This window comes from Kiritimatiellales bacterium, from assembly GCA_041656295.1.
Classification (GTDB): Bacteria; Verrucomicrobiota; Kiritimatiellia; order Kiritimatiellales; family Tichowtungiaceae; genus Tichowtungia.
On the sequence record JBBADV010000002.1, the window covers coordinates 1 to 26870 of the forward strand.

25 protein-coding genes, 1 tRNA gene and 1 pseudogene are annotated in these 26870 nt (G+C 48.4%); 16 read left to right on the plus strand and 11 right to left on the minus strand.

Annotated elements, in window-relative coordinates; genetic code table 11:
* From WC959_01300 to WC959_01315, 4 genes are all read left to right on the plus strand, one after another.
* On the plus strand, positions 1–222 hold a 222-nt coding region (locus WC959_01300; protein ID MFA5687780.1), incomplete at its 5' end, for a hypothetical protein.
* A 174-nt stretch (positions 223–396) separates the two neighbouring features.
* Positions 397–2019: a sulfatase-like hydrolase/transferase gene (locus tag WC959_01305; protein ID MFA5687781.1), complete on the plus strand. Its 1623-nt coding sequence runs from the start codon at positions 397–399 to the stop codon at positions 2017–2019.
* 214 nt (positions 2020–2233) lie between these two features.
* Complete coding sequence (locus WC959_01310) at positions 2234–4036, plus strand: sialidase family protein (protein ID MFA5687782.1); 1803 nt, start codon at positions 2234–2236, stop codon at positions 4034–4036.
* The gene (locus WC959_01315; GenBank protein MFA5687783.1) at positions 4026–5375 is read left to right on the plus strand and encodes a hypothetical protein; all 1350 of its coding nucleotides are present in this window, start codon (positions 4026–4028) and stop codon (positions 5373–5375) included. The genes WC959_01310 and WC959_01315 overlap by 11 nt, the downstream gene beginning before the upstream one ends.
* A gap of 5 nt (positions 5376–5380) precedes the next feature.
* On the opposite strand, the gene WC959_01320 is transcribed toward WC959_01315, so the two are convergent.
* Positions 5381–6049 carry a GntR family transcriptional regulator gene (locus WC959_01320; GenBank protein MFA5687784.1) on the minus strand — a complete coding sequence of 223 codons (669 nt, stop codon included), beginning with the start codon at positions 6047–6049 and terminating at the stop codon, positions 5381–5383.
* 74 nt (positions 6050–6123) lie between these two features.
* On the opposite strand from WC959_01320, the gene WC959_01325 reads away from it, so the two are divergent.
* Together WC959_01325 and WC959_01330 are read left to right on the plus strand one after the other, a co-directional pair.
* Entirely contained in the window at positions 6124–6882 is a 759-nt protein-coding gene (locus WC959_01325; protein ID MFA5687785.1) for an aldolase/citrate lyase family protein, read from the plus strand.
* 10 nt (positions 6883–6892) lie between these two features.
* A complete protein-coding gene (locus WC959_01330; protein ID MFA5687786.1) occupies positions 6893–7840 on the plus strand; it encodes an NAD(P)-dependent oxidoreductase in 948 nt (315 codons plus the stop codon).
* A gap of 55 nt (positions 7841–7895) precedes the next feature.
* On the opposite strand, the gene WC959_01335 is transcribed toward WC959_01330, so the two are convergent.
* The 4 genes from WC959_01335 to WC959_01350 all read right to left on the minus strand — a co-directional run bounded on the left by WC959_01335 (position 7896) and on the right by WC959_01350 (position 9786).
* Positions 7896–8153 (minus strand): hypothetical protein, encoded by a 258-nt coding sequence (locus WC959_01335; protein MFA5687787.1) that lies wholly within the window; start codon positions 8151–8153, stop codon positions 7896–7898.
* 68 nt (positions 8154–8221) lie between these two features.
* Complete coding sequence (locus WC959_01340) at positions 8222–8350, minus strand: hypothetical protein (protein ID MFA5687788.1); 129 nt, start codon at positions 8348–8350, stop codon at positions 8222–8224.
* Positions 8351–8589: 239 nt separating this feature from the next.
* A complete protein-coding gene (locus tag WC959_01345; GenBank protein MFA5687789.1) occupies positions 8590–9135 on the minus strand; it encodes a chromate transporter in 546 nt (181 codons plus the stop codon).
* A gap of 84 nt (positions 9136–9219) precedes the next feature.
* Positions 9220–9786 carry a chromate transporter gene (locus WC959_01350; GenBank protein ID MFA5687790.1) on the minus strand — a complete coding sequence of 189 codons (567 nt, stop codon included), beginning with the start codon at positions 9784–9786 and terminating at the stop codon, positions 9220–9222.
* A gap of 164 nt (positions 9787–9950) precedes the next feature.
* Here WC959_01350 and yajC point away from each other — a divergent pair, with 164 nt between their 5' ends.
* The 4 genes from yajC to WC959_01370 all read left to right on the plus strand — a co-directional run bounded on the left by yajC (position 9951) and on the right by WC959_01370 (position 16014).
* Positions 9951–10298, plus strand: coding sequence for a preprotein translocase subunit YajC (yajC, locus tag WC959_01355; GenBank protein MFA5687791.1), 348 nt, complete (start codon positions 9951–9953; stop codon positions 10296–10298).
* Positions 10299–10315: 17 nt separating this feature from the next.
* The gene (gene secD, locus WC959_01360) at positions 10316–12802 is read left to right on the plus strand and encodes a protein translocase subunit SecD (protein MFA5687792.1); all 2487 of its coding nucleotides are present in this window, start codon (positions 10316–10318) and stop codon (positions 12800–12802) included.
* Positions 12803–12905: 103 nt separating this feature from the next.
* Positions 12906–14621: a single-stranded-DNA-specific exonuclease RecJ gene (recJ, locus tag WC959_01365; GenBank protein MFA5687793.1), complete on the plus strand. Its 1716-nt coding sequence runs from the start codon at positions 12906–12908 to the stop codon at positions 14619–14621.
* Between the two features lie 130 nt (positions 14622–14751).
* Positions 14752–16014 (plus strand): hypothetical protein, encoded by a 1263-nt coding sequence (locus WC959_01370; GenBank protein ID MFA5687794.1) that lies wholly within the window; start codon positions 14752–14754, stop codon positions 16012–16014.
* Positions 16015–16085: 71 nt separating this feature from the next.
* On the opposite strand, the pseudogene WC959_01375 reads toward WC959_01370, so the two are convergent.
* From WC959_01375 to infA, 5 genes and pseudogenes are all read right to left on the minus strand, one after another.
* Positions 16086–16443, minus strand: a pseudogene (locus WC959_01375) (IS5 family transposase).
* Positions 16444–16607: 164 nt separating this feature from the next.
* Positions 16608–16874, minus strand: a complete 267-nt coding sequence (gene rpsT / locus WC959_01380; GenBank protein MFA5687795.1) for a 30S ribosomal protein S20 — start codon at positions 16872–16874, stop codon at positions 16608–16610.
* Positions 16875–16888: 14 nt separating this feature from the next.
* Entirely contained in the window at positions 16889–17107 is a 219-nt protein-coding gene (gene rpsU / locus WC959_01385; GenBank protein MFA5687796.1) for a 30S ribosomal protein S21, read from the minus strand.
* A gap of 175 nt (positions 17108–17282) precedes the next feature.
* The gene (locus WC959_01390) at positions 17283–18827 is read right to left on the minus strand and encodes a sodium-dependent transporter (protein ID MFA5687797.1); all 1545 of its coding nucleotides are present in this window, start codon (positions 18825–18827) and stop codon (positions 17283–17285) included.
* Positions 18828–18891: 64 nt separating this feature from the next.
* Positions 18892–19122 carry a translation initiation factor IF-1 gene (gene infA, locus WC959_01395; GenBank protein ID MFA5687798.1) on the minus strand — a complete coding sequence of 77 codons (231 nt, stop codon included), beginning with the start codon at positions 19120–19122 and terminating at the stop codon, positions 18892–18894.
* A 720-nt stretch (positions 19123–19842) separates the two neighbouring features.
* On the opposite strand from infA, the gene WC959_01400 reads away from it, so the two are divergent.
* Positions 19843–19915, plus strand: a tRNA-Met gene (locus WC959_01400).
* A 303-nt stretch (positions 19916–20218) separates the two neighbouring features.
* On the opposite strand, the gene WC959_01405 is transcribed toward WC959_01400, so the two are convergent.
* A complete protein-coding gene (locus WC959_01405; protein MFA5687799.1) occupies positions 20219–21253 on the minus strand; it encodes a hypothetical protein in 1035 nt (344 codons plus the stop codon).
* A gap of 492 nt (positions 21254–21745) precedes the next feature.
* On the opposite strand from WC959_01405, the gene WC959_01410 reads away from it, so the two are divergent.
* The 5 genes from WC959_01410 to WC959_01430 all read left to right on the plus strand — a co-directional run bounded on the left by WC959_01410 (position 21746) and on the right by WC959_01430 (position 26810).
* Positions 21746–22348 carry a hypothetical protein gene (locus WC959_01410; protein MFA5687800.1) on the plus strand — a complete coding sequence of 201 codons (603 nt, stop codon included), beginning with the start codon at positions 21746–21748 and terminating at the stop codon, positions 22346–22348.
* Between the two features lie 193 nt (positions 22349–22541).
* The gene (locus tag WC959_01415) at positions 22542–22748 is read left to right on the plus strand and encodes a hypothetical protein (protein ID MFA5687801.1); all 207 of its coding nucleotides are present in this window, start codon (positions 22542–22544) and stop codon (positions 22746–22748) included.
* A gap of 5 nt (positions 22749–22753) precedes the next feature.
* Complete coding sequence (locus tag WC959_01420; protein ID MFA5687802.1) at positions 22754–24388, plus strand: phage/plasmid primase, P4 family; 1635 nt, start codon at positions 22754–22756, stop codon at positions 24386–24388.
* Between the two features lie 232 nt (positions 24389–24620).
* Entirely contained in the window at positions 24621–25925 is a 1305-nt protein-coding gene (locus tag WC959_01425; GenBank protein ID MFA5687803.1) for a hypothetical protein, read from the plus strand.
* Between the two features lie 468 nt (positions 25926–26393).
* Positions 26394–26810, plus strand: a complete 417-nt coding sequence (locus WC959_01430; GenBank protein ID MFA5687804.1) for a hypothetical protein — start codon at positions 26394–26396, stop codon at positions 26808–26810.
* Positions 26811–26870: the final 60 nt, after the last annotated feature.

Below are 26870 nucleotides of genomic sequence, written 5' to 3' on the forward strand. Positions count from 1 at the left end.
CAAACCGTTGACTTTGCCAATGCCTTACAATCGATAACAGGTACTATTGAGTTCCGGGTTTATTTATGGCCGAGTCAGGGGCATGGTGCAGTTAATACGAGGAATTTACGTATTGATGCCCTTTCTCTTTACGGAGACATTTCTGTAATTCCTGAGCCGGCGGTAATTAGTTTCTATTTTGTCACTCTTCTCGTATTATTAGGATGGAGAAAGTTCAAATAAATATTTGAGCGGTGGCAGAAATAGTAATCTATGATCGTTTTCTGACTGATGATGAGTGTCGTGGCGTACAAGGCTTTCCGGCTAAAAAGACTAAGTTTTCTCAGGAAGTGAGCGACCTTGGTGATCCCGGTAGTTTATGAATGGCGAGCTGAAAGAGGAGACAAATAAGTGCAAATGCAAAATATATATTACCATTTATTATCGTTATTTATAACCTGTATTGGAAACGTACGGGGGAGCAATCTTCCTGAGAAGCCGAATATTATTTTTATAGTTGGAGATGATATTGGGCAAGGGGATCTTCAATGCTATGGGAATCCTTATATCGATACACCGATAATTAACTCCTTAGCCGAACAGGGAGTAATGCTTGTCAATTATTATAGTCCCTCTCCGTTGTGCGCCCCGGCGAGGGCCGCTCTTCTCACAGGTCGTTATAATCATCGTACCGGTGCGATTGACGTATCAAGTAATCGAGGCATTGACAGAATAGCTCAGTCAGAAAAAACATTTGGCGACTATTTTAAACATGCCGGATATACTACTGCATTAATCGGTAAATGGCACAATGGTCTATATAATAAAGAGTATTTGCCGCATAACAGAGGGTTTGATCTTTTTTATGGCTTCGGGGGTAGCCATGATTATTGGAACTGGAATCTTTTTCGCAATGACCAGGTTGAAACGAGCGATGGCCGATATATGACAGATGTATTGAATCAAGAGGCCGTTAGATTTATTAGAAGTAATAAAAACAGGCCTTTTGCGCTCTGGTTGGCACACCACGCCCCGCATTCATACGTGCAAAAGGGAGTCTTTCAGGCCCCCCCGCATCTTATTGAGAAGTACAAGCCTCGGGTAAAAGGTATTTATGCGGAAGCTGTAGCGGTTATATACGCAATGATTGAGGCAATGGATACTGGATTGGGATGGATAATTGAAGAGCTTGAAAAGCAGGAATTACGTGAAAATACAATTATTGTTTTTGTCAGCGATAACGGAGCTCACCTAAAAGGATCAAACTATAGATATCATGGTAACTTAAGCGGCAATAAAGGCGAGGTTTTGGAACAAGGGATTCGGGTGCCTGCAATTGTCTCTTGGCCGGGAACGATTCCGGGCGGACGGATTGAAAAGGCACAGGTTCACGGTACAGATTGGTTGCCTACGCTATACAGTCTTACAGGATCTAACGCTCCGGAAGAAGCTAAGCCGTTGGATGGATTGAATATAATGCCCTTACTTATTGAAGGTGATATGCCGGAGCTTTCGTCCCGTTTGTTGTTTTTTCAAAAAAACAGATATACTCCTGTTGCGCACAGTTCTGGAGCGATCCGGAAACAGGAATGGAAGCTGCGCTGGCCTGGAGAGAGCAAGTCAATGGCAAAACAGAATACGAGGGATAATTATGTTTTTGAGATAGCCAGATTTCTCCCGCCCTGGGAAATGCCAATTGCTCCTGATATTCCAAATCATAAAAATATAAAAACAGAAGCTCCTCAACTATTCAACCTGGTTGAAGATCCAGGAGAAAAAAATGATTTGTCCGCAATGCACCCTGAAGTGGTCAAAGAGCTATCCGGATCATATGACGCGTGGTTCGCTGAAATTTATTCCGAGTGGGAGCAATCCTGGAAAGATATAATTGATCACGACATCGCATATTGGAAAGACAGGGAAATCCCTGATCCGAGAAAACTCTTCGACGGCTACTGGCCATGGGATGGAGCACCAGCAGGAACGGATCCGGAAACGGCTGATCCTCTTGAAGTATTCAAGGGGTATTGGAGATACTAGAAGTAAACGCAGTGAGACTCGTGCCAGACTTTGACATGGGTTCGATGGGGGTGTTTGTTGCTTTGAACTGAGTGTTTGAAAACGCACATCAGGCCTGATCGACAAATACCAGCAGGCTTTATACAACTAATTTGATTTATTAAGAACTGTAAGTCAATGAAAAGTATTTGATTTTACAATATGAGCTGTGATATGACTAGAAAGGATAAGCATTTTGAGAGGATTGATTTCGGATGGATTACGCCGGGAAATTTTACGAGCCAATCAAGCGTACGACTCTCGTTTGATTTCAAATGGAACAGAAATTCCAACATTATCATATGCGGACCAGCCCTATATCGTAAAGGCAAAAGACAGCGCCCTTGTGTGTCTGGTTACGACTGGTGCCGGACATGAGGGGGCACCAGGCCAGCATATTGTTGCGTTGCGCAGTGAAGATAACGGCGTAACCTGGTCATCAGCCATTGCAATTGAATCGCCGGATGGTGTTGAGTCTTCGTATGTCGTACCATTAATCACACCAGCTGGACGGATTTATGCTTTTTACAATCATAACACCGACAATGTTCGAAAGATTCCGGGCGATAAACCGGCGTATCCTGACGGCTGGTGTCGGCGGGTAGATTCGCTGGGGTATTTCGTTTTCAAATATTCAGATGACCATGGCAGAAGCTGGTCGGAAAAACGCTATACAGTGCCGGTGCGCGAATTTGAAATTGATCGGCAAAATACTTCTGATGGAAAAATCCGCTATTTCTGGAACGTTGGGAAAGCCTTTGCGTATTCAGGAAAAGGTTATATTCCATTGCATAAGGTGGGAGGATTCGGCGAAGGTTTTTTTACGCGATCTGAAGGTGTATTACTTTGCAGCGATAATATTCTGACGGAAACCGATCCGGAAAAAATTTGTTTTGAAACACTGCCGGATGGAGATATCGGATTACGTGCGCCCGCCGGCGGCGGTCCGATTGCTGAAGAGCAAAGTTTTGTGGTTTTAAGCGATGGAACTTTCTTTTGTGTTTATCGCACAGTAGACGGGGCTCCCGCATGTTGTTACAGCCGGGACCGTGGACATCACTGGTCGGCGCCGGATTATCTGCGTTATCCTGACGGGCGTATTATAAAACATCCGCGCGCCGCAAACTTTATTTGGAAATTATCAGGAAATCGTTACCTGTACTGGTTCCATAATCACGGCGGGAAAGGATATGAAGATCGCAATCCGGTATGGTGTATTCCGGCCCATGAAACGGATTCCCGTGAAGGTAAAGTTCTAACATTCGGACAACCCGAAATATTATTCTATGATGACGATCCTTTTATCCGGATGAGTTATCCGGATTTGATCGAATTAAACGGTAGTATTTATATCACTGAAACCCAAAAAAATACAGCTCGTATACATAAAATTTCTGATACATTCATCAGACAGTTATGGGATATCAAAAATATCATCGATGAGCCTAAATGTTTGCTCGATGTTAAAAATGGCGGTGTAATTGTTGATTTACCCGGATTACCATGTTTTTGCCAACGCGATATTAGACGGGTAGATCATGGGAAAGTTGATTTGAGGCAAGGAATTACATTAATATTTACATTCTATCCTTGTGAAAAATCGACTCTTTTATTAGATTGTCAATTTGTAAACCGGCGCGGATGGTCTTTATGCTTATGCAGCGATGGACATCTCGAATTAAAAATGTCTGACGGGCAAACACAATCTTTAAATGTTTCCGAACCTTCTATAATTAATTTTTCAAAAGAGAATGAAATCGCTGTTGTGATTGATGGTGGGCCCAAAATTGTCAGTTATATAATTAATGGATCTTTTTGTGATGGAGATGCCAATTTACAATTTGGGTGGAGCCGTTTTAGCCCACACTTACGCGATATGAACGGACAGAGCCGTTTAACAATTCATCCGGAAGTCAGAAATCTAAAAATTTTTGATAAGGCGCTGATGACAACTGAAATCCTGATTATGCAACGAAGAGCTGGGGATAATGAAAAATAAATGTGTCAACAACCACTCTGCTTGGGCATATGTGATCGGACTGTATTTTCCTTTCGGAATCATGCAAGGAATGCAGGCCATGTTTCCGACATCACTGTTTAAACTGTTGGGTTTTTCTAACCAGACGGTCGGACTGATATCCGGACTTGGTTTGATTGCCATTATTCGGTTTTTATACACGCCCTGGCTGGATGGTGCCGCTTCAAAACGAACGTTATCATTTTGGACTTTAATTCTCGGGTCAATCGTACTGTTGTCCATAGGAGCTTTGGTTTATATCCAGTTGGATCCGGCGAAATTTGTTATCGCAATGATTCCCTTGCTGCTTTTAATGATTATTATCGGATCGGCGCATGAAACTGCGGCCGATGGATATTATATCCGGGCGCTGAATGCAAAACAGCAAGCACAGTTTATTGGCATTAAAACAGCGGTCATACGTATCGGTCTTGTATCTGTTCACATGGGACTGATGCTGGGAGCAACAAAGGTTGCGGCACATTATGGAGCATTCGGAGTGATCTGTTCAGATAAAACCGGATTTTATATCGGGTACGCGGCTGCTTATGTGGTGGCCGCTGTATTAGTACTTTTTTTTCTTTTTTGGAACCGGGCCATGATGCCGGTGCTGGCTAATGATGAGCCGGTAAGTCATACACAGTTCGCGATTGGCGAGGTGTTTAAAGAATACTTTAACCAAAGATCTGTATTTTTGATCATCGCAGTCATTTTTTTGTATCGCATCGGAGACGGATTTCTTGCAGCAATGAAAGTGCCGTTTTATCTGGACCCGGACAGCGCCGGCGGGCTGGGTGTTGCGGCAACGACTATCCCATATTATTCACTTCTAACAGATATGCCATGGATGATTATTGGAGGCGTTCTTGGCGGGTATGTTATCAAATGGCGTGGAATAAAAAAAACATTCCTGCCATTGGCATGCTGTATCAGCCTGCCAAATATATCATATATTCTATTAGCAATTTATCGTCCGGGTATCAATGTTCAGATGTTCGGCGAATCTATGAACCTATGGCTGTTAGGTGGATCGTGTTTAGAATCATTAGGGTACGGGCTGGCTTTCAGCGGTGTTTTTTATTACATGCATATTACCGCAACCGAGAGTGGACGCAATAAAACATCTATACTTGCCATTTCATTTGCTCTGATGAATGCAGGATGGTATCTGCCGGGAATGCTCAGCGGATTTGTTCAAGCAAAGGTCGGTTATGTCGGGGTATTTACGATTAGTTGCTTGGCAGGGTGGATCGTTTTATTCATTATTCCTCATGTGCCGGAACCGCTAAGCGAACGCTGCGGTAGGGACAAGGCAGCCTGAAGACGTTAAAGCGCGGCGAGTTCGCTTTCCAGTCCGACCTGAATATGCGCCTGTATTGCGGCAACAGCATCTGCGGTGTTTCCCGCGGCAATAACTTGAATCAGACCGGTGTGATTCTGGTGAACCTCTGACGGTACAATCCACGAGCGAACGGCATTCAGCATCATTAAACTCGGATTTATGATCCGCTGCAGCATTTGCAGAAGTAAACGGCTGCCGGTGCATTCTGCCAGCGTAAGATGGAACTCATGGTGCAGGCGCGCAAATTCCGGCGAGGTTTTCTGGTCATGTTCAGCGGCGAGCCGGTCGAGCTGCTGAGCAATATTGAAGAGCCTGTTTTTTATCTCTTCCGGCAGTTTTCCACTGACCAGTTTTACTGCGGCGCTTTCCAGAGTGGTTCGTAAAAAATAACGATCGCGGATATCCGCCGGTGTTTCCTGCGGGATCCGTACGCCCAGACGCGGGACGTTTTCAATCAGTCCTTCATTCTCCAGCCGGCGCAGGGCGCCGCGTACAGAAATGACAGAGGTATTGGCAATCTCCGCCAGTTTGCGTTGCGAGAGAAATGTCCCGACGGGCAGTTCTCCGGCAAGGATCAATGTGCGCAGTGTATCGGCAACCTGCTGTTCGCTGGTCGGTGCACTGTTCCAAATGGATTTAGCGGGCATAAGCATTCTTTCGTCTCTTGACAGTTAAGAAAGTATATTGTTATAACATCATTATAACAATCGAAAATAAGGAAAAATTTATGGGTTCAACTAAGCAACTTTTGAAAAACGGCAGTGTTGTGCTTGGTGCATGGAATATGATTCCGCATCCTGCGGTGGCGGAACTTCTGGCTGGTGAGAATTTTGACTGGATTTGCGTGGATATGGAACATACATCACACGACTTGTCATCGTTGGAAAACATTGGCCGTGCAGTGAACAAATCCAGGAAAGATCTGCTGGTACGCCTGCCGGAGTGTGATGCGGTTGCAGCCAAGAAAGCGCTCGATCTCGGTGCAAATGGAATTATTGTTCCGTGTGTAAACTTGCCGGAAGAGGCGCGGCAGGCGGTGGCGATTGCAAAATATCCGCCGGACGGGATTCGTGGCGCGTCACTGGCGCGCTGTACGGACTTCGGGCGCAACTTTAACGGATATTTTATGTCACACAATGACAATGTAATTGTCGTGATTATGCTCGAACATATTGATGCGGTGAAAAATATAGATGCCATTCTCGCTGTTCCCGGCATTGATGCGACATTCATCGGGCCCTATGATCTTTCCGCATCCATGGGACTCGCCGGACAGCTGGATCATCCGGATGTTCTGGCGGCGCAGAAGACGCTGCTGGATGCCTGTATTGCGCACGGAGTTCCGCCGGGATTTCATATCGTTCCGAATGATCCGCCGCAGGTTGCGGCGCGAATCGAAGCGGGATTCCGCTTCATTGCACTTGGACTCGACACGGGGTTTATTATTGAAGGCAGTCGTGCAATGCTGTCGGCCGCCGGACGTTGAAAGGAAAATCATGAACGTTGTACTGGAAGAAACAATTTACTCGCGTGCACCGGAACTGTTTGACTCCGCGACAGAAAAATACAGATTGATCTGGAACCTGATAAAACCGCTGGAAGAAAAAAAAGCGCTGAACTTTTATAATGCCGGTGCAAAAGCGTTTATCATCGGAACAAAAAAATATTCTCCGGAGTTTTACTCCTCGCTGCGTGCGGGAACACTGATGCAGCGGTTTGGCGTTGGTTACACCTCTGTTCCGGTCGACCTGTGCAAAGAGCGCGGCATACTTGTCGGCTATACACCGGGCGTGCTTGAAACCGCGGTGGCTGAACATGCAATGATGCTTATCTGTGCATTGGCGCGCACAGTGTGCACATTCGAGCGGGAAATGAAATCCGGGCAGTGGCGGAAAATAGAAGGAACTGAACTTCGCGGAAAAACATTGGCGTTAATCGGATTCGGGCGCATCGCGCGCGAAACAGCCAAAATTGCAACGTTCGGATTCGGTATGAAAATTTCAGCATATGATATTATTGCACCGGATGATGACATCGCAGATGAATTTTTCACCGGTATTGAACAATGTGTTGCCGGTGCAGATTATATTTCATTACATCTCCCGGACACACCGCAGACCGCGGGAATCATTAATGCCGCATTGCTCAAAAAAATGAAACGCACAGCATTTGTAATTAATACCGCACGCGGCTCGTTAATCAATGAGCCGGATCTTTACACAGCGCTAAAAGAAAAACAGATTGCCGGCGCAGCGCTGGATGTATTCGCTAAAGAACCCTATGAACCGGCGCTGGAGGCTGATTTCCGTACGCTGGACAACTGTATTCTTACACCGCACTGCGCGTCCAACACCAGCGAGGCCAACGCCCGCATGGCGGAAATCTGTATCGCAAACTGCGTGGCGCTGGCTGCCGGAAGAACCGACGATTTGTTTTTACTTTAGGAGATCAAATTATGCACCGTTCAATTGAAGAGCGTGTCGATTTATGGCAACAGTTTTATGCGCGCAAAAATAACTGTCCGCTGTTCGGGTTTTTTGCCGGCAGTGAATATCCGTTGCACCGGTACCGGGCAGTACAGTCTCTTCCTGAGCACAGGGCATTGACACCGGAAGATTTTAATGTAGCAACAGTGAACATCGAAATGATCCGCGTGTCGATTTTATCCGTCCTGGCGAGGATCTTTTTCGATTGTGCAACATCGCGTACGCTTTCAGGATCGACCTTGGCGACATCCACTCCCTCCGCAACCGGCATCTCGCACAGCAGCGTTTCACGCCCACCGGTCGACTCACAGTAGATCGTAATATTCTGCTCTGCCGCTTTTACCGCTTTACCAGCCGGCGGATGCCGGCTTTTGAGTTCTGGATACGGGCCTTTTTTGAATCAAACGCGTCAACATCCCGAAACTCCTTCGACACATCCACACCGATATAGACAGTTCTCTTATTCATCGTATACTCCATCCTTGTTATGCGAGCTCGCGGCTCATGCAACAGTCCGGGTTAGTACAACAAGGCTGAGCTACAACTACGGACTCAGGGTCCAGGACGCGGACAGCCTCACTTCCTCCGGTATACCGGGGACGACCCCTTCAACAACCGAAGTGTCATTGAAAGCAGACCAAAGATAGCACACATGGCAACATACAAGACGCGACGTTCCCGTCGCGTCTGCTTTCCAGAAACGAATATTAAAAGAAAATCAGACCCAGCAAGCCGCCGGCGAAAATATAGATGACCGGGGAGGCGGGTTTGCGCCAGTAGGCAAGAGCGAGAAGCCCGGCGAGCAGAGCGGATGGGATGCTGAGCTGCTGAAACAGATTTCCCGCGCCGGTAAAAAACGATTGGCCGCAGATGAACCAGGCGGCGGCGGCGATCATTCCGACGGCTGCTGGACGGATGCCCCAGAGAATTCCTTTAACAACAGGGTTGTTGGAAAAGTTTTTCATCGAAATGGCGATGAGGAGGATGATGATGAGCGACGGCGAGATAATACCGAGCGTGGCAATGCACGCGCCGGAAATTACGGAAAGTTTATAGCCGGCGAAAGTAGCCATATTAATTCCAATCGGTCCCGGCGTGGCCTGACTGATGGCGATCATATCAACAAATTCGGCGTTGGAAATCATGCCGGAGTCGACGACGGCTTCTTTCAACAGCGGCAGGCTGGCGAGTCCGCCGCCGATGGTGAAAAGGCCGATGTTAAAGAAAACGATATATAATTTTAAAAGTGACATAAGTTAAAATTTTTTCCCACGAATCACACGAATTTTCACGAAAAGGAAAATCCAGAAAATTTCCAGTTGTTATCTTATTCGTGTTCATTCGTGTGATTCGTGGGCGGTTTGTTTGCGAAACGGCGAAAAGAAAAATCCGGCGAACGCGGCAGCGATGATGACGGGAACCGGCGACCAGTTTAAGAGTGCAATGCCGGCGAAAGCGGTCAGTGTGATGAATATCTGAAACTGCGACTTTCTGCCTTTTTTGAACATGTCGATAAGCATGGCGGCGAGCATGACCACCATTGCGACGCGAATCCCCTGAAAGGCTTTCTGAAACCAGAAGTTATTTTGCAGCACCGGAATAAACATGGCGATGAAAATGATGATGACAAGCGACGGCGTGACCATGCCGGCAGTGGCGGCCACGGCGCCGGGAATGCCGCGCCGGTGATAACCGGCGAAGGTGGCGGTGTTGATCGCGATGATTCCGGGAACAGCATTGCCGATGGCGTACCAGTTGAGCAGTTCCTGATCGTCAACCCATTTGCGTTTATCAACAATTTCACGCCGGAGCATCGGCAGCATGACGTATCCTCCGCCGATCGTAAACAGTCCGAGGCGCAGAAACATCCAGTATAAAAACAGCAGGTCTTTCAGGAATTTCATAAAGGATCTGGAGTCTGAAAGTCTGAAAGATAAAAGTCAATGTTCAGACTTTAGACATTGAGAGTTTCAGCGTGCAGAAATTCCTTTCATGCTTGCCAACAACCGGCGGTGTCCGTAACATCCGCTGTTTTATATTTCGTGATAACCGGTTAAGGAGAAAGCACATGTTTATGCAATGGATTGCGCTGGCGGCACCGCCGGCGGACGGAAACCAGGCTCAAGGCGGCGGCATTCAGTTCATCGGAATGATGGTTCTGATTTTTGCGCTGATGTATTTTATGATGATTCGCCCGCAAAAGCGCCGGGAAAAAGAGCGGCGCGCGATGATTGCGGCGGTGAAAGCCGGCAGCGATGTAGTGCTGACGAGCGGGATTATCGGCCGCGTAACGAATACAAAAGAAAAATCGCTGATTATCCGCACCGCCGACGACACCAAACTGGAGGTGCTCCGCAGCGCAGTGGCGCAGGTTCTTGAAGACAAGGGCGCCGTGCCGGAAGAGGTAAAGGCTTAATTTTCGGGTGTTGAATTATGGATAAAAGCAGAATGTGGAAATGGGCGGCGCTCGCCGGACTGATTATCTGGTCGCTGGCACTGGTAACCCCGTTTGATCAGAAAATTAAACTTGGACTGGATCTGCAGGGCGGCGCAAGTTTTACGGTGCGGGTGGTGCGCGAATCGATTCGCGATCAGATCCGGCAGGAAGATCCGGAGATCGGCACCGCCGCACTTGATTCGAAAGTGAACAAAGAAACTGCGGCGGCGAAAGAGGTTGCGCTCGAAGTGATCCGCAACCGCATTGACGGGCTCGGGATCGCCGAGCCGGAAATTTATCCGCAGACCGACAGCGATAATATTATCATCCGTCTGCCGGGTATCGACACCAACAACATTGCCGAAGCCACCGCACTGATTGAACGCGCGGCATTTCTTGAGTTTAAACTGGTTCATACGGAAAATGATGCATGGGTGAACGAGCTGTTTATGTCCGGCATGGCGCCGAAAGGATTTAAAATTGCCGGCGCCGCCGGCGGTTCGGTTTATGTTCGCGATCGCGATGCAGTGCCGGATATTGATTTGACGCGTGTGTTCTGGAATGAACTGAAACGCTTCGGCGCAAAGCGCGGCGCTGATTTTATGCTGTCAAAAGATATTATTCAGGATGGCTCCACTGTATACCGTCCATTTTTTGTTGAACCGCGCAGTCAGCTCACCGGCTCTGCACTGAAAGGCGCCGGCGTTGATTATAATCAGATGAACCGCCCGCATATTACGTTGCAGTTTAACAGCGCCGGCGCGGAACGTTTCGGCAAAGTAACGGCGGCGTATGCGCCAAACGGTGAAAATAATGTCGGCAATCCGCGCGGCCGCAGTCTCGCGGTAATTCTTGACGGCACGCTCTATTCCGCGCCGCATATTAACGAAGCTATTTACGGCGGCAGCGCGCAGATTACCGGGTCGTTCACGGTGGACGAGGCGCACAAACTTGCCAACGCCTTGCGCGCCGGTTCACTGCGCGCGCCGCTGGAAATTATTCAGAAGAGTGAAGTGGATCCGTCGCTCGGCCGCGACGCGATTCAGAGCGGCGTGTACGCCACGATTTACGGCGCGACAGCTGTATTCATTTTTATGCTGCTCTATTATTGCCTTGCCGGCGTGGTCGCCGATATTTCACTGGTGCTGCTTGCCATTCTGCTGCCGCTCGGGATGTGGTTTACGTCCGGCGTATTCGGTTTGTTTGCGCCGGAAGGCGCGCAGCCGGGGCTGCCGGTGTTCACACTGCCGGGAATCGCCGGTATAGCACTGACGATCGGCATGGCGGTGGATGCCAACGTGCTGATTTATGAACGCATCCGCGAAGAACTCACCGACGGAAAAAGTGTGCGCGGCGCAATTACCGCCGGTTATGACAAGGCGTTCAGCACTATTTTTGATGCCAACATTACTACACTGCTGACGGCAGTCATTCTGTTCTGGCAGGGTTCCGGCGCAATCCGCGGGTTTGCCGTCACGCTCGCCGCCGGTATCATTATCAGCATGCTCATCGTGCTGGTGTTTACCCGCCTGATTCTCGAATCGCTGGCCGACTGGTTTAAGCTGCAAACTATTCGCATGTTTTCACTCATTCCGCGCGGGACAAAAATTGATTTTGTCGGTATGCGCGCGCCAGCGATTGCACTGCCGGTGCTGATTATTATTGGCAGCTGGATTGTATTTGCAGTCAAAGGCCCCGACAACTTCGGTATCGATTTTACCGGCGGGACATCCTATCAGCTCCGCTTTGAACAGGCACCGGAAGTCGGCGCTGTGCGTGCGGTGCTGGCAGATGCCGGCATCAGCGATGCAACCATTCAGTACCAGCGTGCATTTGGAGAAAACATCGGCGATGTGCTGGAAGTGAAAGTTTCCTTTGAGAATGGTGATGAGGCGCTGGCGGCGATGGAGACCGCCTTTAAAGATGCAGGAATTTCAGTGTCCGGCGAAGAAAAAATCGGACCGCAGATCGGCGAAGAACTTAAACGCCAGGGGGTTGTTTCGCTCATTGCAGCGATGATCGGCATTATTATTTATCTATCGATCCGTTTTGAATTTTCATTTGCTATAGGAGCAATTATCGCACTGCTGCATGACGTATTGATTACTGTGGGAATTTACTGTCTGCTCGGCCGGCAGTTGAATCTCGCAATTGTTGCGGCGCTGCTGACCATTGTCGGTTATTCTGTAAACGATACGATCGTAACTTTCGACCGCATCCGTGAAGAAGTTAAACTGGCGCAGGGACGCAGTAAACTCAGCTTCCGCGAAATTGCCAATATGGCTATTAACCAGACGCTGTCGCGTACCATACTGACTTCGTTAACGACGCTGTTAACAGTGGCTTCGCTGCTGATCTTCGGCGGCGGTGCAATTAATGATATGGCACTGGCGCTGTTTATCGGAATCATCGTTGGTATCTATTCGTCTGTCTTCATCGCGCTGCCGGTCGTTATGATCTGGCACCGTGAAAAGAAAGTCTAGGGAATGGAATGATGGATTGATGGAATATTGGAATGATAGGGAAACATAAATAACCCGCCATTTCATTATTCCAACATTCCAATATTCCAACGTTCCATTCTTTATGTCCGCGAATTGGAAATTTAAGCCGGTTGATGAAGCGCTTGCAGAGCGTTTTGCACTGGATCTAAACCTGCCGCAACCGGTTGCTGTACTGCTTGTACAGCGCGGCTGCCGTACGGTAGAAGATGCGGAGCGGTTTTTAAATCCGTCGCTCGCCGCACTGCGCGATCCGTTTGAACTGCCGGATATGGATAAAGCGGTGGAACGGATTTTGCACGCACTGAGTGCCGGCGAACCAATTACTGTATTCGGCGACTATGATGTCGACGGCATTTGCAGCACCGCCATGCTCGTCCGTATTCTGCGCGAACTCGGCGGTCGTGTTTCCACTTATATTCCCAGCCGTTTTACTGAGGGCTACGGCCTTTCCGCGGAAGCGCTCCAGGCGTGTCTGGAAGAACATTCGCCGGCGCTCATAATCACCGTTGACTGCGGCAGTAATTCGACCGCTGCGGTGGAGTTGGCGCGCACCGCCGGTGTCGATGTGGTTGTGACCGATCATCACGAACTGTCCGGTGCACCGGCACCGGCGGTTGCAGTGGTAAATCCGAAATGTGCCGGCGATCATCCGGCAAAAATTCTTGCCGGCGTCGGCGTTACCTTCAAGCTGTGCCATGCCATTCTGAAAACCGGCCGCGCAAGGGGGTGCACCCTGTGTGCGGCGGTGGATTTGAGGAAATATCTTGATTTTGTCGCTGTCGCCACTGTGACCGATATGGTTCCGCTGATTGATGAAAATCGCACACTTGTTCGCGCCGGTTTTCAAATGCTTGAGAACTCGCACTGGGCCGGCTGGAATGCATTAAAAAAGCTCGCTGGCGTCGATGGTGCGGTGCAATGCTGGCACGCCGGCTTTGCGCTTGGCCCGCGTATTAATGCCGCCGGGCGCACCGGCAGCGCCGCCGCCGCACTGGAACTGCTGCTCACAGATCTGCCGGCGCGTGCCGAAGAACTCGCTGCGCAGCTGGATGCTGCCAACCGTGAACGGCAGGAAATTGAGCGTGGCATCGTAGATGAGGCTGTGGCTGAAATTGATGCGTATTTTGATAAAACAAAACATTACGGACTCGTCATCGCACGTTCCGGCTGGCATCCCGGAGTTATCGGTATTGTCGCATCGCGGCTCGTTGCACGCTACCACCGGCCGGTCGCCGTGATCGGCATGGACGGCAACAGCGGTCGCGGTTCGTGCCGCAGTATCGACGCGTTTAATGTGCTCGAAGGGCTTGGTGCGTGCGCCGATTTATTGAAACAGTACGGTGGACATTCCATGGCTGCCGGTCTGGAAGTGCAGGCGGAAAACCTTGATGCATTTAAAATCCGGTTTAATGCAGCTGCCGCCGCACAACTGCAGAATATCGATTTACAGCCGGTGATTGAAATCAACAGCACCGTTTCACTGGCCGATATTTCGCCGGCGATGCTCGACGGCGTAAAACGTTCCGGTCCGTTCGGTCAGGACAACCGGGAGCCGGTCTGGGCGGTGTTCGGTGTTACGGCAGAGGACTGCCGGATTCTACAAGACAAGCATCTGAAGCTCACGTTGTCCGACGGCATAGAAATGCGCGACGCAATCGGTTTCAACCTTGCTGAAAAACTGCCTGCCGGTAACATTGACGTTGCTTTCACCCTGCAGGAAAATGTCTGGAACGGCCGCACGACGCTGCAACTGCATATTAAGGATATACGCACCGCAGCGCGGAGTGATACGCTTTAAAAGCAAAGAACCCCGGGGAGGGCGGTGTGTTGATCAGTCAGGCCTGACTGATCAATTAAAAATCGGCGCAAAATACTCGCAGTGCAAATTATTCTTTTAAAGAACTTTCCTGTACGATATCATTGCAGGTATGAAAACACTACTGCTGGTATTTTTTTTCATCTCTCTCAGAATTTTTGCCGCACCGCCGGAAGTTGAACAGCACGCGGCGGCACTGCGAACCATTTTGAAACAGGCGGACGAAGCTTATTACAATCAGCACCGCTCCATTATGAGCGATGAAGCATACGATTCGCTGCGCGCGCAGTTTGATTCTCTGCTTGCCGGCTGGCCGGAACTTTCCGGTGAGCATCCCGTTGGTGCCCCGGTTGGGAAAACCGGCCGGTATATCGAGCACACCGCGCCGGTACTCGGGTTACAGAAAATTTATTCAGATGCGGAGCTCGAGCAGTTTATCCGGCGAACCGGAGATACATCGTATTGCATTGAGCCGAAAATCGACGGGCTGACGGTTGTATTGCATTACCGCAACGGATTTCTTGTACAGGCGGCTACACGCGGCGACGGGGAAACCGGGTGTGATGTTACTGCCGCAATGCTTGCGTCCGGTGCTGTTCCGGCAAAACTGAATAAAATAGAGGCAAACTCACCGCTGCGTTTACAGTTGAGCGGATACGGCAAAGATACCGCATCTACATTGATCGTCCGCGGCGAAGCGTTTTTCACTGCGCCGGAATTTGAAAAACTTGGATTAAAACATCCGCGCAATGCGGCATCCGGCACTCTCATGCTCACCGACTTCGCTGAAATCGCCCGCCGGAATTTATCGGTGCAAATATTTGAACTGCTGGCCGCCGATGAACTGCCGGACACGCATTCCGGCGCCATTCATTTAATCCGCGCCGCTGGACTTCCGGCGATTGACAGCGTTGAAGTTCCGGTCGCGGATGTTATAGCCGCAGTTGAAAAAATGAATTGCCGACGAGCTGAACTGCCGTTCGAAACGGACGGTATCGTTGTTAAAATGAACACCTTAAATGCCGCCAAAACACTCGGTTCTACTGCACAGCATCCTCGCAGCGCTGTAGCGCGGAAGTATAAAACTGCACCGGTTACTGCAAAGTTGCTGGCGGTGGAATGGTCGCGCAGTAAAACCGGCAGACTCATACCGGTTGCAGTTTTTGAGCCGGTGGAAATTTCCGGTGCCACCATTCGGCGCGCTTCGCTTTATAATGTAGAACATTTGCGTGCAATGGATTTAAAAATCGGTGATATCATCACCGTTATTCGTTCCGGCGGCGCTGTTCCCGAAATCACCGGTGTTCTGAAAGAGCACCGCACCGGCACGGAAAAAGAAATCCCAATAGAACCGCAACAAACATTGATGGATTGATAAGCCGGTGCAAATTCAAAAACACATAATGTATCTTGCTGTTGCGCCTCTTTTGGTGAGCCCGATGTCCTCTGATTGCCGCCTTTGGCGCCAGCGCCATGCGGACAAACCTTAAGATGACCGGCATTGATCATTAACCATTCATAATCCGGCTCAACGATTAGAGTTTCCAGTAGTTTTTCCCATAAACCTCTATTGCGCCAGCGGTGGAATCTGCGATGCGTGTTCTTCCGGTCTGCGAAATCCGGCGGCAGATCCTGCCAGGGCGTACCTGTGCGTAAAATCCAGAAAACAGCGTTGATAAACCGCCGGTTATCGTGGCTTTACCGCTTCGGCTGCCGGCTCTGCCGGGCAGCAGCGGCTCAAGCAGATCCCAGTCTCATCTGAAATGTCGTACCATCGATGTGAAGGAAGAGAGTTTTGTTTTATGCACCGATTTTATTGAAATCATTTTTCTATATCATCATAACTTGTGACGACACACTCTAGAAACGATTCTGAAACGGGCGAATGACGCTGTCATAATCCATGTGGAAATGAGTACAAAAAAAGCCGTCCCGAAGGACGGCTTTTTAAATTTTCGGTGTGAAAATTTATTTCGCCAGTTTACGCAGTGCGTTTGCGGCACGGCGTTTGCGGCGGATGGCGGTATTTTTTTTGATGACACCGCGTTTGACCGCTTTATCCAGCGTGGATGCGTAGCTGCTGACCGCTGCGGCGGCAGTTTCGGCAGAACCGGCGGCAAGCGCTTCGCGCGATTTACGGCGGGAGGTTTTCACTTTCGTTTTTACCGCGAGATTGCCTTCACGCCGTTTTTCGGATGAACGCATTCTTTTTTTGGCACTTTTAATATTCGGCATAATTTAAACCTTGATTACGAATTAGTATAGTTGGCGATACGCAGATCACGAGCGGCGCGGGAGCGGGCGCGTGCCTGTTTTTTACGACGTTTGTCGCCCGGCTTCTCAAAGTGCCGGCGTCCGCGCATTTCTTTCAGAATACCTTCGCGGTCAAGCAGCTTTTTCAGGCGGCGGAGTCCTTTTTCTACCGGTTCTCCACGGCGTAATTTTACTTCACATGTTGTACTGGCCATATTTTTAACACCCCCTTCAAGGGCTTATTTCTCAATAAAAGAGCAAAAACCTATGCAATCGCCGGTGGTTTGTCAAAGGCAAAAAATGTGAATAAATTTTAATCCTGCATGAACGCTGGCAGATATGAATAAAACTTAAACCCTTGATTCCGGTTAATTATGCGCGCCGCCTATTTCACGTCAGCAGTGTTTCGTCCTCCGGCTTATGCTCCCGGCGAAGTTTTTCCGGCGGCCAGCGCCGGCCTGCCAGCAGGAGTGAACTGGCGAAGATAGCCAGCATCCACAGTCCGCCGAACAGAATAATGGAAAGCCACGGATAATTTTCGTAGGTCTGCCGGAGATCGGTGATGACGGTTTGCAAGAAGATAACAGACAGGATCACCGGCGTGAGCCAGCGTATTGCAAAATCCCAGATGCGCGGCAGATGTGTGCCGCCGAGCGTGTTGACGTATGCGCGTGCAACGCGCGCTTTCATGATCCAGCCGACCAGAATGCACTGAATAATGCCGCCGAGAATTAATCCGTAATTGGTGATAAAATGATCCACGATGTCGAGAATCATCAGTCCGGCGCGCGTGGTGAAAATGGTGCTGCCAAAGAGTCCGGCGATGCAAAGTCCGGTCACGGCCTTTCGGCGCGGAATATTAAATTTGTCCATCAGCGCACAGGCAGTGGCTTCGAGCAGGGAAATCGCTGAAGAAATTCCGGCGACGATCAGCACAACAAAAAACATGATTCCAAATGCGACGCGTCCAAAGGGAAGCTGGTTGATAGCTTCGGGATACACAACGAATGCGAGCTGCGGCCCGCCCTTGATCACGCTGCTGAAATCAACGCCCTTGGTGTGCGCCATGAAACCGACGATGCCGAAAACAGCAAAACCGGCAATGAACGAGTAGATGCAGTCGGTGCAGCACGTCCACAGCGCGTTGCCGGGGATATCAGTTTTCTGCGGCAGATAGCTGGAATATGTAATCATGATGCCGAAGCCGAGCGAGAGCGTGAAAAAAATCTGCCCGTACGCCGCACTCCACACCTTCCACGCCGCCGGATTGGCAAACACATTAATTTTATCCCAGTCCGGCGTAAGATAGTTATTCACTACACCCGCCCAGGCACCCTCCAGGTTCAGCGTCCAGCCGACAAGCCCCAGTGTTAAGATGAAAAGCAGCGGCATAAATAATAAGCACGCTTTTTCGATGCCGCGATTAATTTTGCGATAGCAGATGACCCACACGAGACCCCAGCCGCCGATGGTGGCAAAAAACACCGGCCAGCGGATTCCGCCGAGAACGAGCGGTGAGCCGGTGATTTGCAGAAAGCTGCTGAAAAAATAGGTTTGCGTATCCGCACCCCACGCCAGTGAGAACGAGGAAAAAAGGTAATTAATGCACCAGCCGAGTACGGCGGCGTAATAAACGGTTATTCCAAAAAATGCCGCCAGCGGCATCCACCATCCAATGAATTCAAGTTTCGGCGCCACGCGTACAAATGCCAGCGGTGACGATGCTTTTTCGCGGTGTCCCAGTACATATTCAAGAATCATCAGCGGAATGCCGGCGGTGACGAGCGCAATAAAATAGGGCACCAGAAACGCGCCGCCGCCGTGTTCAAATGCCATATAGCTGAAGCGCCAGATATTTCCCAGCCCGACTGCCGAGCCGATGGCCGCCATTAAAAACCCGATCTTACTTCCCCAGAGGCTCCGTTTTTCCGCCATGCGCGCTCCCTGCAGGTGTGTGTTTATGCGGCCGCATACACTTTAATGAGCCTGATAAGCTCATCTACGTAGATGAAACTTTATGCCGGAACGAAATACGTCCCTTCGTTAAATCATAAGGAGAGATTTCAACCGTTACGCGGTCGCCGGTGGCAATGCGGATAAAATTCTTACGCATTTTCCCGGAAATATGTGCCAGAACCGTATGGCCGTTTTCGAGCTTCACATTATACATTGTAGCCGGCAGAACTTTTTCCACCACGCCTTCAACTTCAATTACATCATCTTTCGCCATGCTGTCTCCTCAAATCCCGATGATGCTACACTCCTGTTTTTTCATTGCAAGAATGGAATGAACACGGACGATATGAAAAATTATGGGTTATTACGGAATAGTGTCTTGGGGATTGAAAAAAGAGCCGGTTATCGTTTTTTCAAATAGTTATACAATTATAAAGGCCCCGGAACAGCTTCAGTGATGAAAAAATATCTGTGCCATATCTATCGGTTTGCGCCGGATAGAGGTCTGGCACGCCGGCCTTTGCATTATGGACTGATAAAACCGAAGCCGGCGAAGTCAGCTGTCTGGCCAAAAGCATCCGGCGGCATCTTGAAGGCATCCCGGCGATTAGAAGTACGGACATCTGAGCCACATGCATCGCCGGTTGGCTGACGCGACAGACGCACGGGTACCGCAACGAAATCTGTATGCATCTAAAAATCTGCGACCGGCCCAACACCTCTCTACTCAAAAGAGGCTTTGAGACACTCTTCCGTGATGAAGCGATTTTTCCATTGCTGCAGTGATCGTCGCCGGTGCTGAAAACAGCAGCCTTTCGGATGTCTGCAAAATTTCGGCGCCGGCAAATCAGCATTCCGATGCTCGGCAGGAACGATTCGCTCAACATGTTCGTTTCCACCCAATTCCGCAGTATGAAGCTGTCCGCCAGCGGCTGAAAATTTAATTAAGAAAATAAAACTGGTACGCCGCTCCTATACACTTTTTTAATTGCTTGCGGGGCGGAGCAGTCTGGTAGCTCGTCAGGTTCATAACCTGAAGGCCCTGAGTTCAAACTCCAGTCCCGCTAGCAGCTTTCAATCGTCGTTTTTTTGTATACAGGAATTGATATCTGGAGCGGGAGACGGGATTCAGATAAATGCTCCAAACTCTAATTAACATAATAAATTAACTATAAACGATTTACTATTGTTTTCTTCTAATTGATACAGGTATTTTCCTCCTGTAATTTTGTAGCAAAACATAAGACACCTTGTAGCACAATTCAAGTTGCAAAAATAAACAACGAAAAATCACAGACACTGTTAATAATTACGACTACAGCGAGAAGCTGAAACACAAAGCTTGGGCGCCAGATCAACAGGGGGAAAGATTAATAGTCTTTTTTAATAAAATGTATGCTCTCAAACTTAGGGTAGGGTTTGAATTGCAGGATGTTTTCTCCAATAAAAGGCATCGATGCAAATGTCCCGTCAGGTTCTTTTAGCGCGTCGATTGCCCTGCGATAGTCGTGAGGCTCTTCCGTTTTAAGCCGTACAAACATAACGGTGTCAACAAACGTGTAAAATGTAATTTTATCATCGTCTTCCTGGCGAGTCGGCTGTTCTCCAAAATGTTTTTTATAGATTTGTATCAGGATATTTATGCTGAAAAATCCTTTTCGTTTAGACACCTCTTTTATTGTCGGCCAGGCATCGACGATTTGTGTGTGCGTTTGCCGGCAGGCTTCCGGCAGATGTGCGAGTGCATCTGAAAGATCATTGGGGTCCATGGCAGTAAAATCCTGAAGCCAGTCAAAGAGAAACCCGCGTTCATACGCAGTCAGCTTCTGCCAGAGCGATGCAATATTATTCAGGCGGGTTTTTGATTCACGCGCTTCACCTGCTGCCGGATATTTAGGACTGATTTTTTCCGGTTCCTTGTCCGTTTGCGTATTCAACTGCGGTGTAAGATCTCCCCATCGTTCTCGCAGATCGAGAATTAACGAATCAAGTTTAGCCGGCGATAGAGCATTGGAAAAAAATGATTCGGATAATTCTTTGCGCAGATCCTGTTCTTCCTGATCTGTCATTCTCGGGGAGGGGATACGTTTTATCCACGCAAGTGCCCGGCGGAACGCTACGCGCGGGCCGGTAAACCCAGGTCTGGGATCAGAATGTTCATAAGCAAAAGTTAATAATTCGTCCAGATGCCGTGCATCCTGATCGTTCAACAGAGGAAAAAATATCCAACTGTACTCAGCAACTTCTTTAGCTGATGCACAGTTTTGTTCCGGCGAAGTTCCCAGTTCTTTTATAATGCGCAGAAAATCTCTTATATCGGAAAACCTCTGAGGATTTGATTTCTGTGTCTGTTCTTCGCTCATAGATTTAATATTCCCGTCTAATAAATCCAGGTCAGTGGTCATTGGGTTTCTGCGTCAAAAACATCAAATTATTTTGAAGCTGCATATCTCAGACTGTCGATAATTTGCCCCCGTCTAACAAGCTAAAAGCGACATATGCTTCTGCCGAATTAATAACATAAGCCCGTCCAGTACGGGCTTGGACATGACGCCGGAATATTCCGCCATGCCGTCCTTAACGCCCGTTGTACAGTTGTCATAAAAAAATGATTGGTGAGTGAATCTCAAGCAATCGGTGCCCTTTGACAACTGAATAGTTTGAACTGCGAATGAAGCGCTGCGACAGCGCTTTTAACAGCGTTTTCAAAAAGAACGGAGGCGATAGGCATGTAGAAAAAATGAATACAAATTACTAACGATGTAATTCCGGTGAGTGCTGGGCATCGATGAAATTAAAGCCGAGACAAGGGGTTATTTTCCGGCAAGTGCTGGAGCACCATTGCAAATGGCAAAATTTAATCTTCGCGTAATATGCGAAGGGAAAGGCGTAAAGCGATGAAAAAAGCAACCACGACCAAATTAAAAAAGACTGCCCCAAAAAAGGGTGTCAGCAAATGCGCAGTTAAAAAAACTGCACCTGTCCGCAGGAAGAAGAAAGCGATCCTGCCGCCGCCAATGATTACGATGATCGGCGACCGGCTAAGTAAGATTATAATCACCGGCAACGCCCTTCCGGCTGTTACCGGGTTTCTTGCGTACGTCAGCAGGTTCGGCAGTGCCGAGGTAACCTCTGATGACGGCGGAAATTTTCGGGTACATTACGATGATCCGGAAATCCATGCTGCAATTATGGAAATAAACGACGACGAAGGCCGGTTTCCTGCCGAAGATAAAGTCTGGACGTCAGATGAAAAAGACCTCCTTGCTGAGCTGTTCTTCGGCGAATGTTCGATAAACGATATGATGGAAGAGCTCTCCCGTCCGTTTGACGACATTTTAGAAACGTTAGCGGCGGCCGGGCTGATCACGGATGAAGAATTCGAGGAAGCGGATCTGGAAACGACCATTAACGATACGGAAATGGCCGGGGAGGAGCGCGAAATAATCGAATGCGATCTTTCCATTCCGCAAGAACTCTTACTCCGTAACGCTGCCTAACCACACATCCCCCTCCGGCTTCGGAGGGGGAACCTTTTAGAAATACAAGAAATGAATATCAGACTCGAAAATATACCTAATTCCTTAAAAGGGCAGCTGAACTGGATTCGGTTCCGGCTGTCCTGGAATGAGGAGAAAATGAAATATGGAAAAGATCCGTTTCAAGTGGCGGTAAACAGACGCGCAAAATCTAATGACGCTGCAACCTGCGCTGGATGCGTTAGCGGCCATGAAGCCCGCCGTACCGGCAGTGCGGCCGATCCAGAGAAAAGTGATGGCCCGCTCCAGCACACAAATTGACTCCTTGCGAGCAGCACTCAACATGCTTGATTCCAGCGTCTACGACACCTGGTTCGATTTGGGATTGCTCTTAAACGCTGGGGGCTGGAAAATAACCTAGACGAGGTGGCATGGGGCTTGTTCGATGAATGGTCGCGCAAAACTCGTACTGGAAACTATCACCCAGATTCCAACCGCGAACAATGGGAAAGTTGGGACACCGAAAGCTGTGGGGAGCCTGTAACCATCGCTTCAATTTACGATGCCGCCCGGCAGATGGGCTTTGACATGCGCCGCGTCTCCAGTGCCGCTAACGGGCAGAATGGAGGGCGTTCTCGTGCTCCAGACCATGCGGAGGTCGCTGCAGCATTATGGATGGAACTTTGTGATGGCGGGGGATGCTCTTCCCGGCTTTTACAGACGGCAGGCGCCTGGTGGGAATACTCGGACGAAGGCTGGAAGCAAAAAACGCTTACGGACATCAAGCAGATTGTGACCACCATGATGCAAGGCCGGAAAGAATTCTGCCCATACTGCAGCACGTCGTACGTTAATTCGGTACTGATGCATCTCGGCGCGTTCACCTACTGTGGAACACAGGCTCCGGTGGGGAGCTGGATTAGTGACAGGACTGTTGAATCGGCGGACAACTGGATCGCTTTCAGCGATGGAAGTGTCGTCAATGTGATGCAATTAGCGTTAATGGTATTGCGCCAGCAGCGGGGAGGCACAGAAACATTATATCGGAAAAAGAGCCCCGCATTCTTTTCAAAAAACTTCGCCGCCTATCCGTTCATTCCTAACGGGCAATGCCCTAAATTTCAACGGTACCTAGACCGGATAATGCCGGATCCAGAAAATCAGCGGATGCTGCAACAACTGGCTGGATTGGCACTGTCAGATATTACGCATTTTGAAAAGATGTGGTTTTTGACTGGAGGAGGAGCCAACGGAAAAAGTGTCTTCGCTGATATCCTGGCTCATTTAGTCGGCGTACAAAATGTCTGCAATCTGGATATTAAACAGATGGGCGAGCGTTATCTCGGCTGGCCCCTGACTGAAAACAAGCTGAATATCTCAAATGACCTAACGGCGGTTGATGCTTCGCACATGGCGAAGGTAGAAGGATTCTTGAAACAGATAGTCAGTGGACAGCGACTCAATGTGGAGAGGAAATTTCATGATACAACGACGAAGAAATGTACAGCTCGGCTGATTTTTGTGACCAACAGCCTGCCGGCATTTAGCGATCAATCCAATGCTATCTTCCGCAGGACGGTCATCATTCCGTTCCTGGAAAACATTCCCCCGGAAGAACAGGACCAGGCCTTGACCCAGCGGATTGTTGGATCGGAGCTCCCAGGAGTCTTCACTTGGGCCATCCGGGGATTAGCGGATGTGCTGGGACGTAGTTGTGTATTTGAGTCTGCAGCTTCTCTGGCGACCAAGGAAAGGCATTTTGCTTCATGCAATTTGGAAAAAACCTTTCTTAATACATATTACCAGCAAAATCATACCGGGTTTATTTCAAGCCAAAGGCTGCATGAACAATACCAGCATTGGTGCGAGCAGAATGATTGTAATCCTGTTGGAGTAACTGCCTTCAAAAAGATTGTTGAGACTGTATTCCCATTTGTAACGGATGGACAACGGACGGTTGAAGGAATACGGCAACGAGGATTTGTTGGGATCAGCAGGAAAAGTCAGGAAGAGGAGGTCCGAATTGAACGTGAAGCTATTGGAGTGGAACTTATGGGGTAGGATAAAAAAACTAAGTGCACAGACTGCACAGCATATAATTTCCCCTTATAGGAAACCTAACTTATTAAGTATATATAATCTAGATTCTTATAAAAATAGGTTTTCTATTACTAGAAATAGAGAGCTGTGCATGCTGTGCACTCCCTGTTCCAGATAAATGGAACAGCTTCCGACCGGACGGTCAACTGGCTGACAGTCCCTTTGAAGTAACCAAATTTAAGAAAGGTTAATAATGAATAATTTAGTAGATGCAGACAAAAGACAACAAACCCGGCATGACCAAAGATATATTGCCGAGCCAACATCCCTGTATGTATTCGTTCTCAATTCTGAACCAGCGGCAGCAGATCTGTTTAAAGATCTCTTTCACCGCCTGGTAAATGCCGGAGCTGCTGGCTCACGAGAAAATGGATATGAATGCTTACTCAGGATACTTAACACATGTAATACGCATAGTTATGATTTTAAAAAGGTTTTTAAACCGGATGATCCTAACGCCTGGGCTTATCTGGATCTTGAAGGGTCAAGCGAGTCTATGCTCAAATTCAGATTAGCAGATACGCTAAATGAAATGATCACCACTCAAATATCCTGTTTCTGTGAGGCAAACGATCCGTTTGATGATGAAAAATGCAGGTACAGCTTAGAGATCCATCTCGGCCATTATACTATTTATCCTGGCAATCGCTATCATTGCGAGATTTCTAAATATGGAGAAGGAGGTGGATATAATTCAGCAGAAACAGATGCTGCTGTGATAAAAGACGGGGTACTTGATGAAGATCTCTGCCGGGCTTTTTTCCCTGAATATTTGACTGCCAAGTACGAGGAAGGAAAAAACAGGCCGAAACCTGAACCTGAGTATCTTGTTTCCCAGGAAATTACATTCACCTCGCCCATATCATTGTTCGTGGCCGTTTATAATAATGTTACGACAATCGAAGAACATGGCTGTGAGGTTTTGTTTGAAAAGCTCCTGGAATCTGGTGCTGCAATCTATCGTGAGCTGCAAACAGCATTATGGGCGCAGAATACATATAATGAAGCCTGTTATGTTCCATACCCGAAGGAACTTGATTTAAGGGAGTTCGCCCGGTCGTTTTCCTTCTATCTTGATGAAGAAGGATCAACAAGTTCCATTTTGAAGTTTGTTACGTTAGAACCCAACTTTGCGGAGATCTTGGCAGGCATTTACAGTTTCATGTCGAAATACGATCCAGATATAACTCTCTGTTATTGTTTTTCCGATAGGGACTATGATCTTGCCGGATATGGAGCCGTTAGTTTTGGAGAAATCGTGGAGCATTTGGTCAGTCCAAAAGATGGAAATGATAACCCTGCTGATAACACGGCAGAATCAAAGGACGCAAATGGTGAATCGGATGATCCAATTCCTGTTTATAAGCATGAAATCAACACTCCAGAGTTATTATGTGAACGATTAATGGGAGATGTTGTATTTGTAGTTGATATGCTGGACTCGGCCTACAACTCGCCTGATCCGGATTGTAAAGAGTACCTTTATTCACCAGTATAGTTTAACGTATTCTAAATACGGCATATAAAATCCAGCCCCGGTGAAGATTTCTTTGCCGGGGCTTTTATTTAATCAACTTACTTCCAGCTCCATTTATCTCCCGAGAGAAGTATGGTTTTATATGAATTCCCTTAAAACAGACCTCTCCATCAAGCCGCTTACCAGCGCTTTTAGGCCGAGTTTTGATTGAGGCTTTGATGAATCCATGCCGGGGTGCAGGCCATTTCAGCTAAACATAGATCTTCCAGCGGCATTAAGATCGAGATTTATGATACAATGAACCAGGTTTGTTTGCACGACTTCGAGGCATTTTCCGGCTTTGATTGCACGACTTCATGACATTTCCCGGCCTGATCCAAGGAAGCGAGTACGCCTTAAATCCTGCAAATTCAGCGGAATAATAAGTGTAGGAGGCGGTTAGACGTCATAACTGCCATTTTGGTCAATCCATAACAGAAAGGAGATCATATGCACAAGTTGCGTGCTGCGTATTCAAAGAAGGTTCCGCTGAATGAAAAATACAGTACAGAATCCTTCTCAGCTTCCATTGAACGGGAGCTGCCGGAAAACCTCGGACAGAATGAATTGATGGAAGAATTCCATTCGTCATTTGAGCTGACACAATCGACCGTAGAAGGCCAGATTGCAGCGAAGAAGGCGTTGGCTTCACCCAGCCAGAAAAAGGGCTCAGAAGCCCGTTCTGAAGCTCCTGCGAAGATAACCAACAAGCAGGTCAATTTCATACTGCGTCTTGGTAAAAAACAGGGAAAAGTTCTGGCGGATCTCAACCAGGTTGCAACTGAGAAATTCCATGTCAAATCCATCTACGAGCTGACCCGCAAAAATGCCAGCGCGATGGTGGAAGAACTCCAGTTGGCCGCTTAATAATCAAATCAGCCCTCATTGCCGTACAGATAGGATAATCCCTGTTCTGTGCGGCTTTTT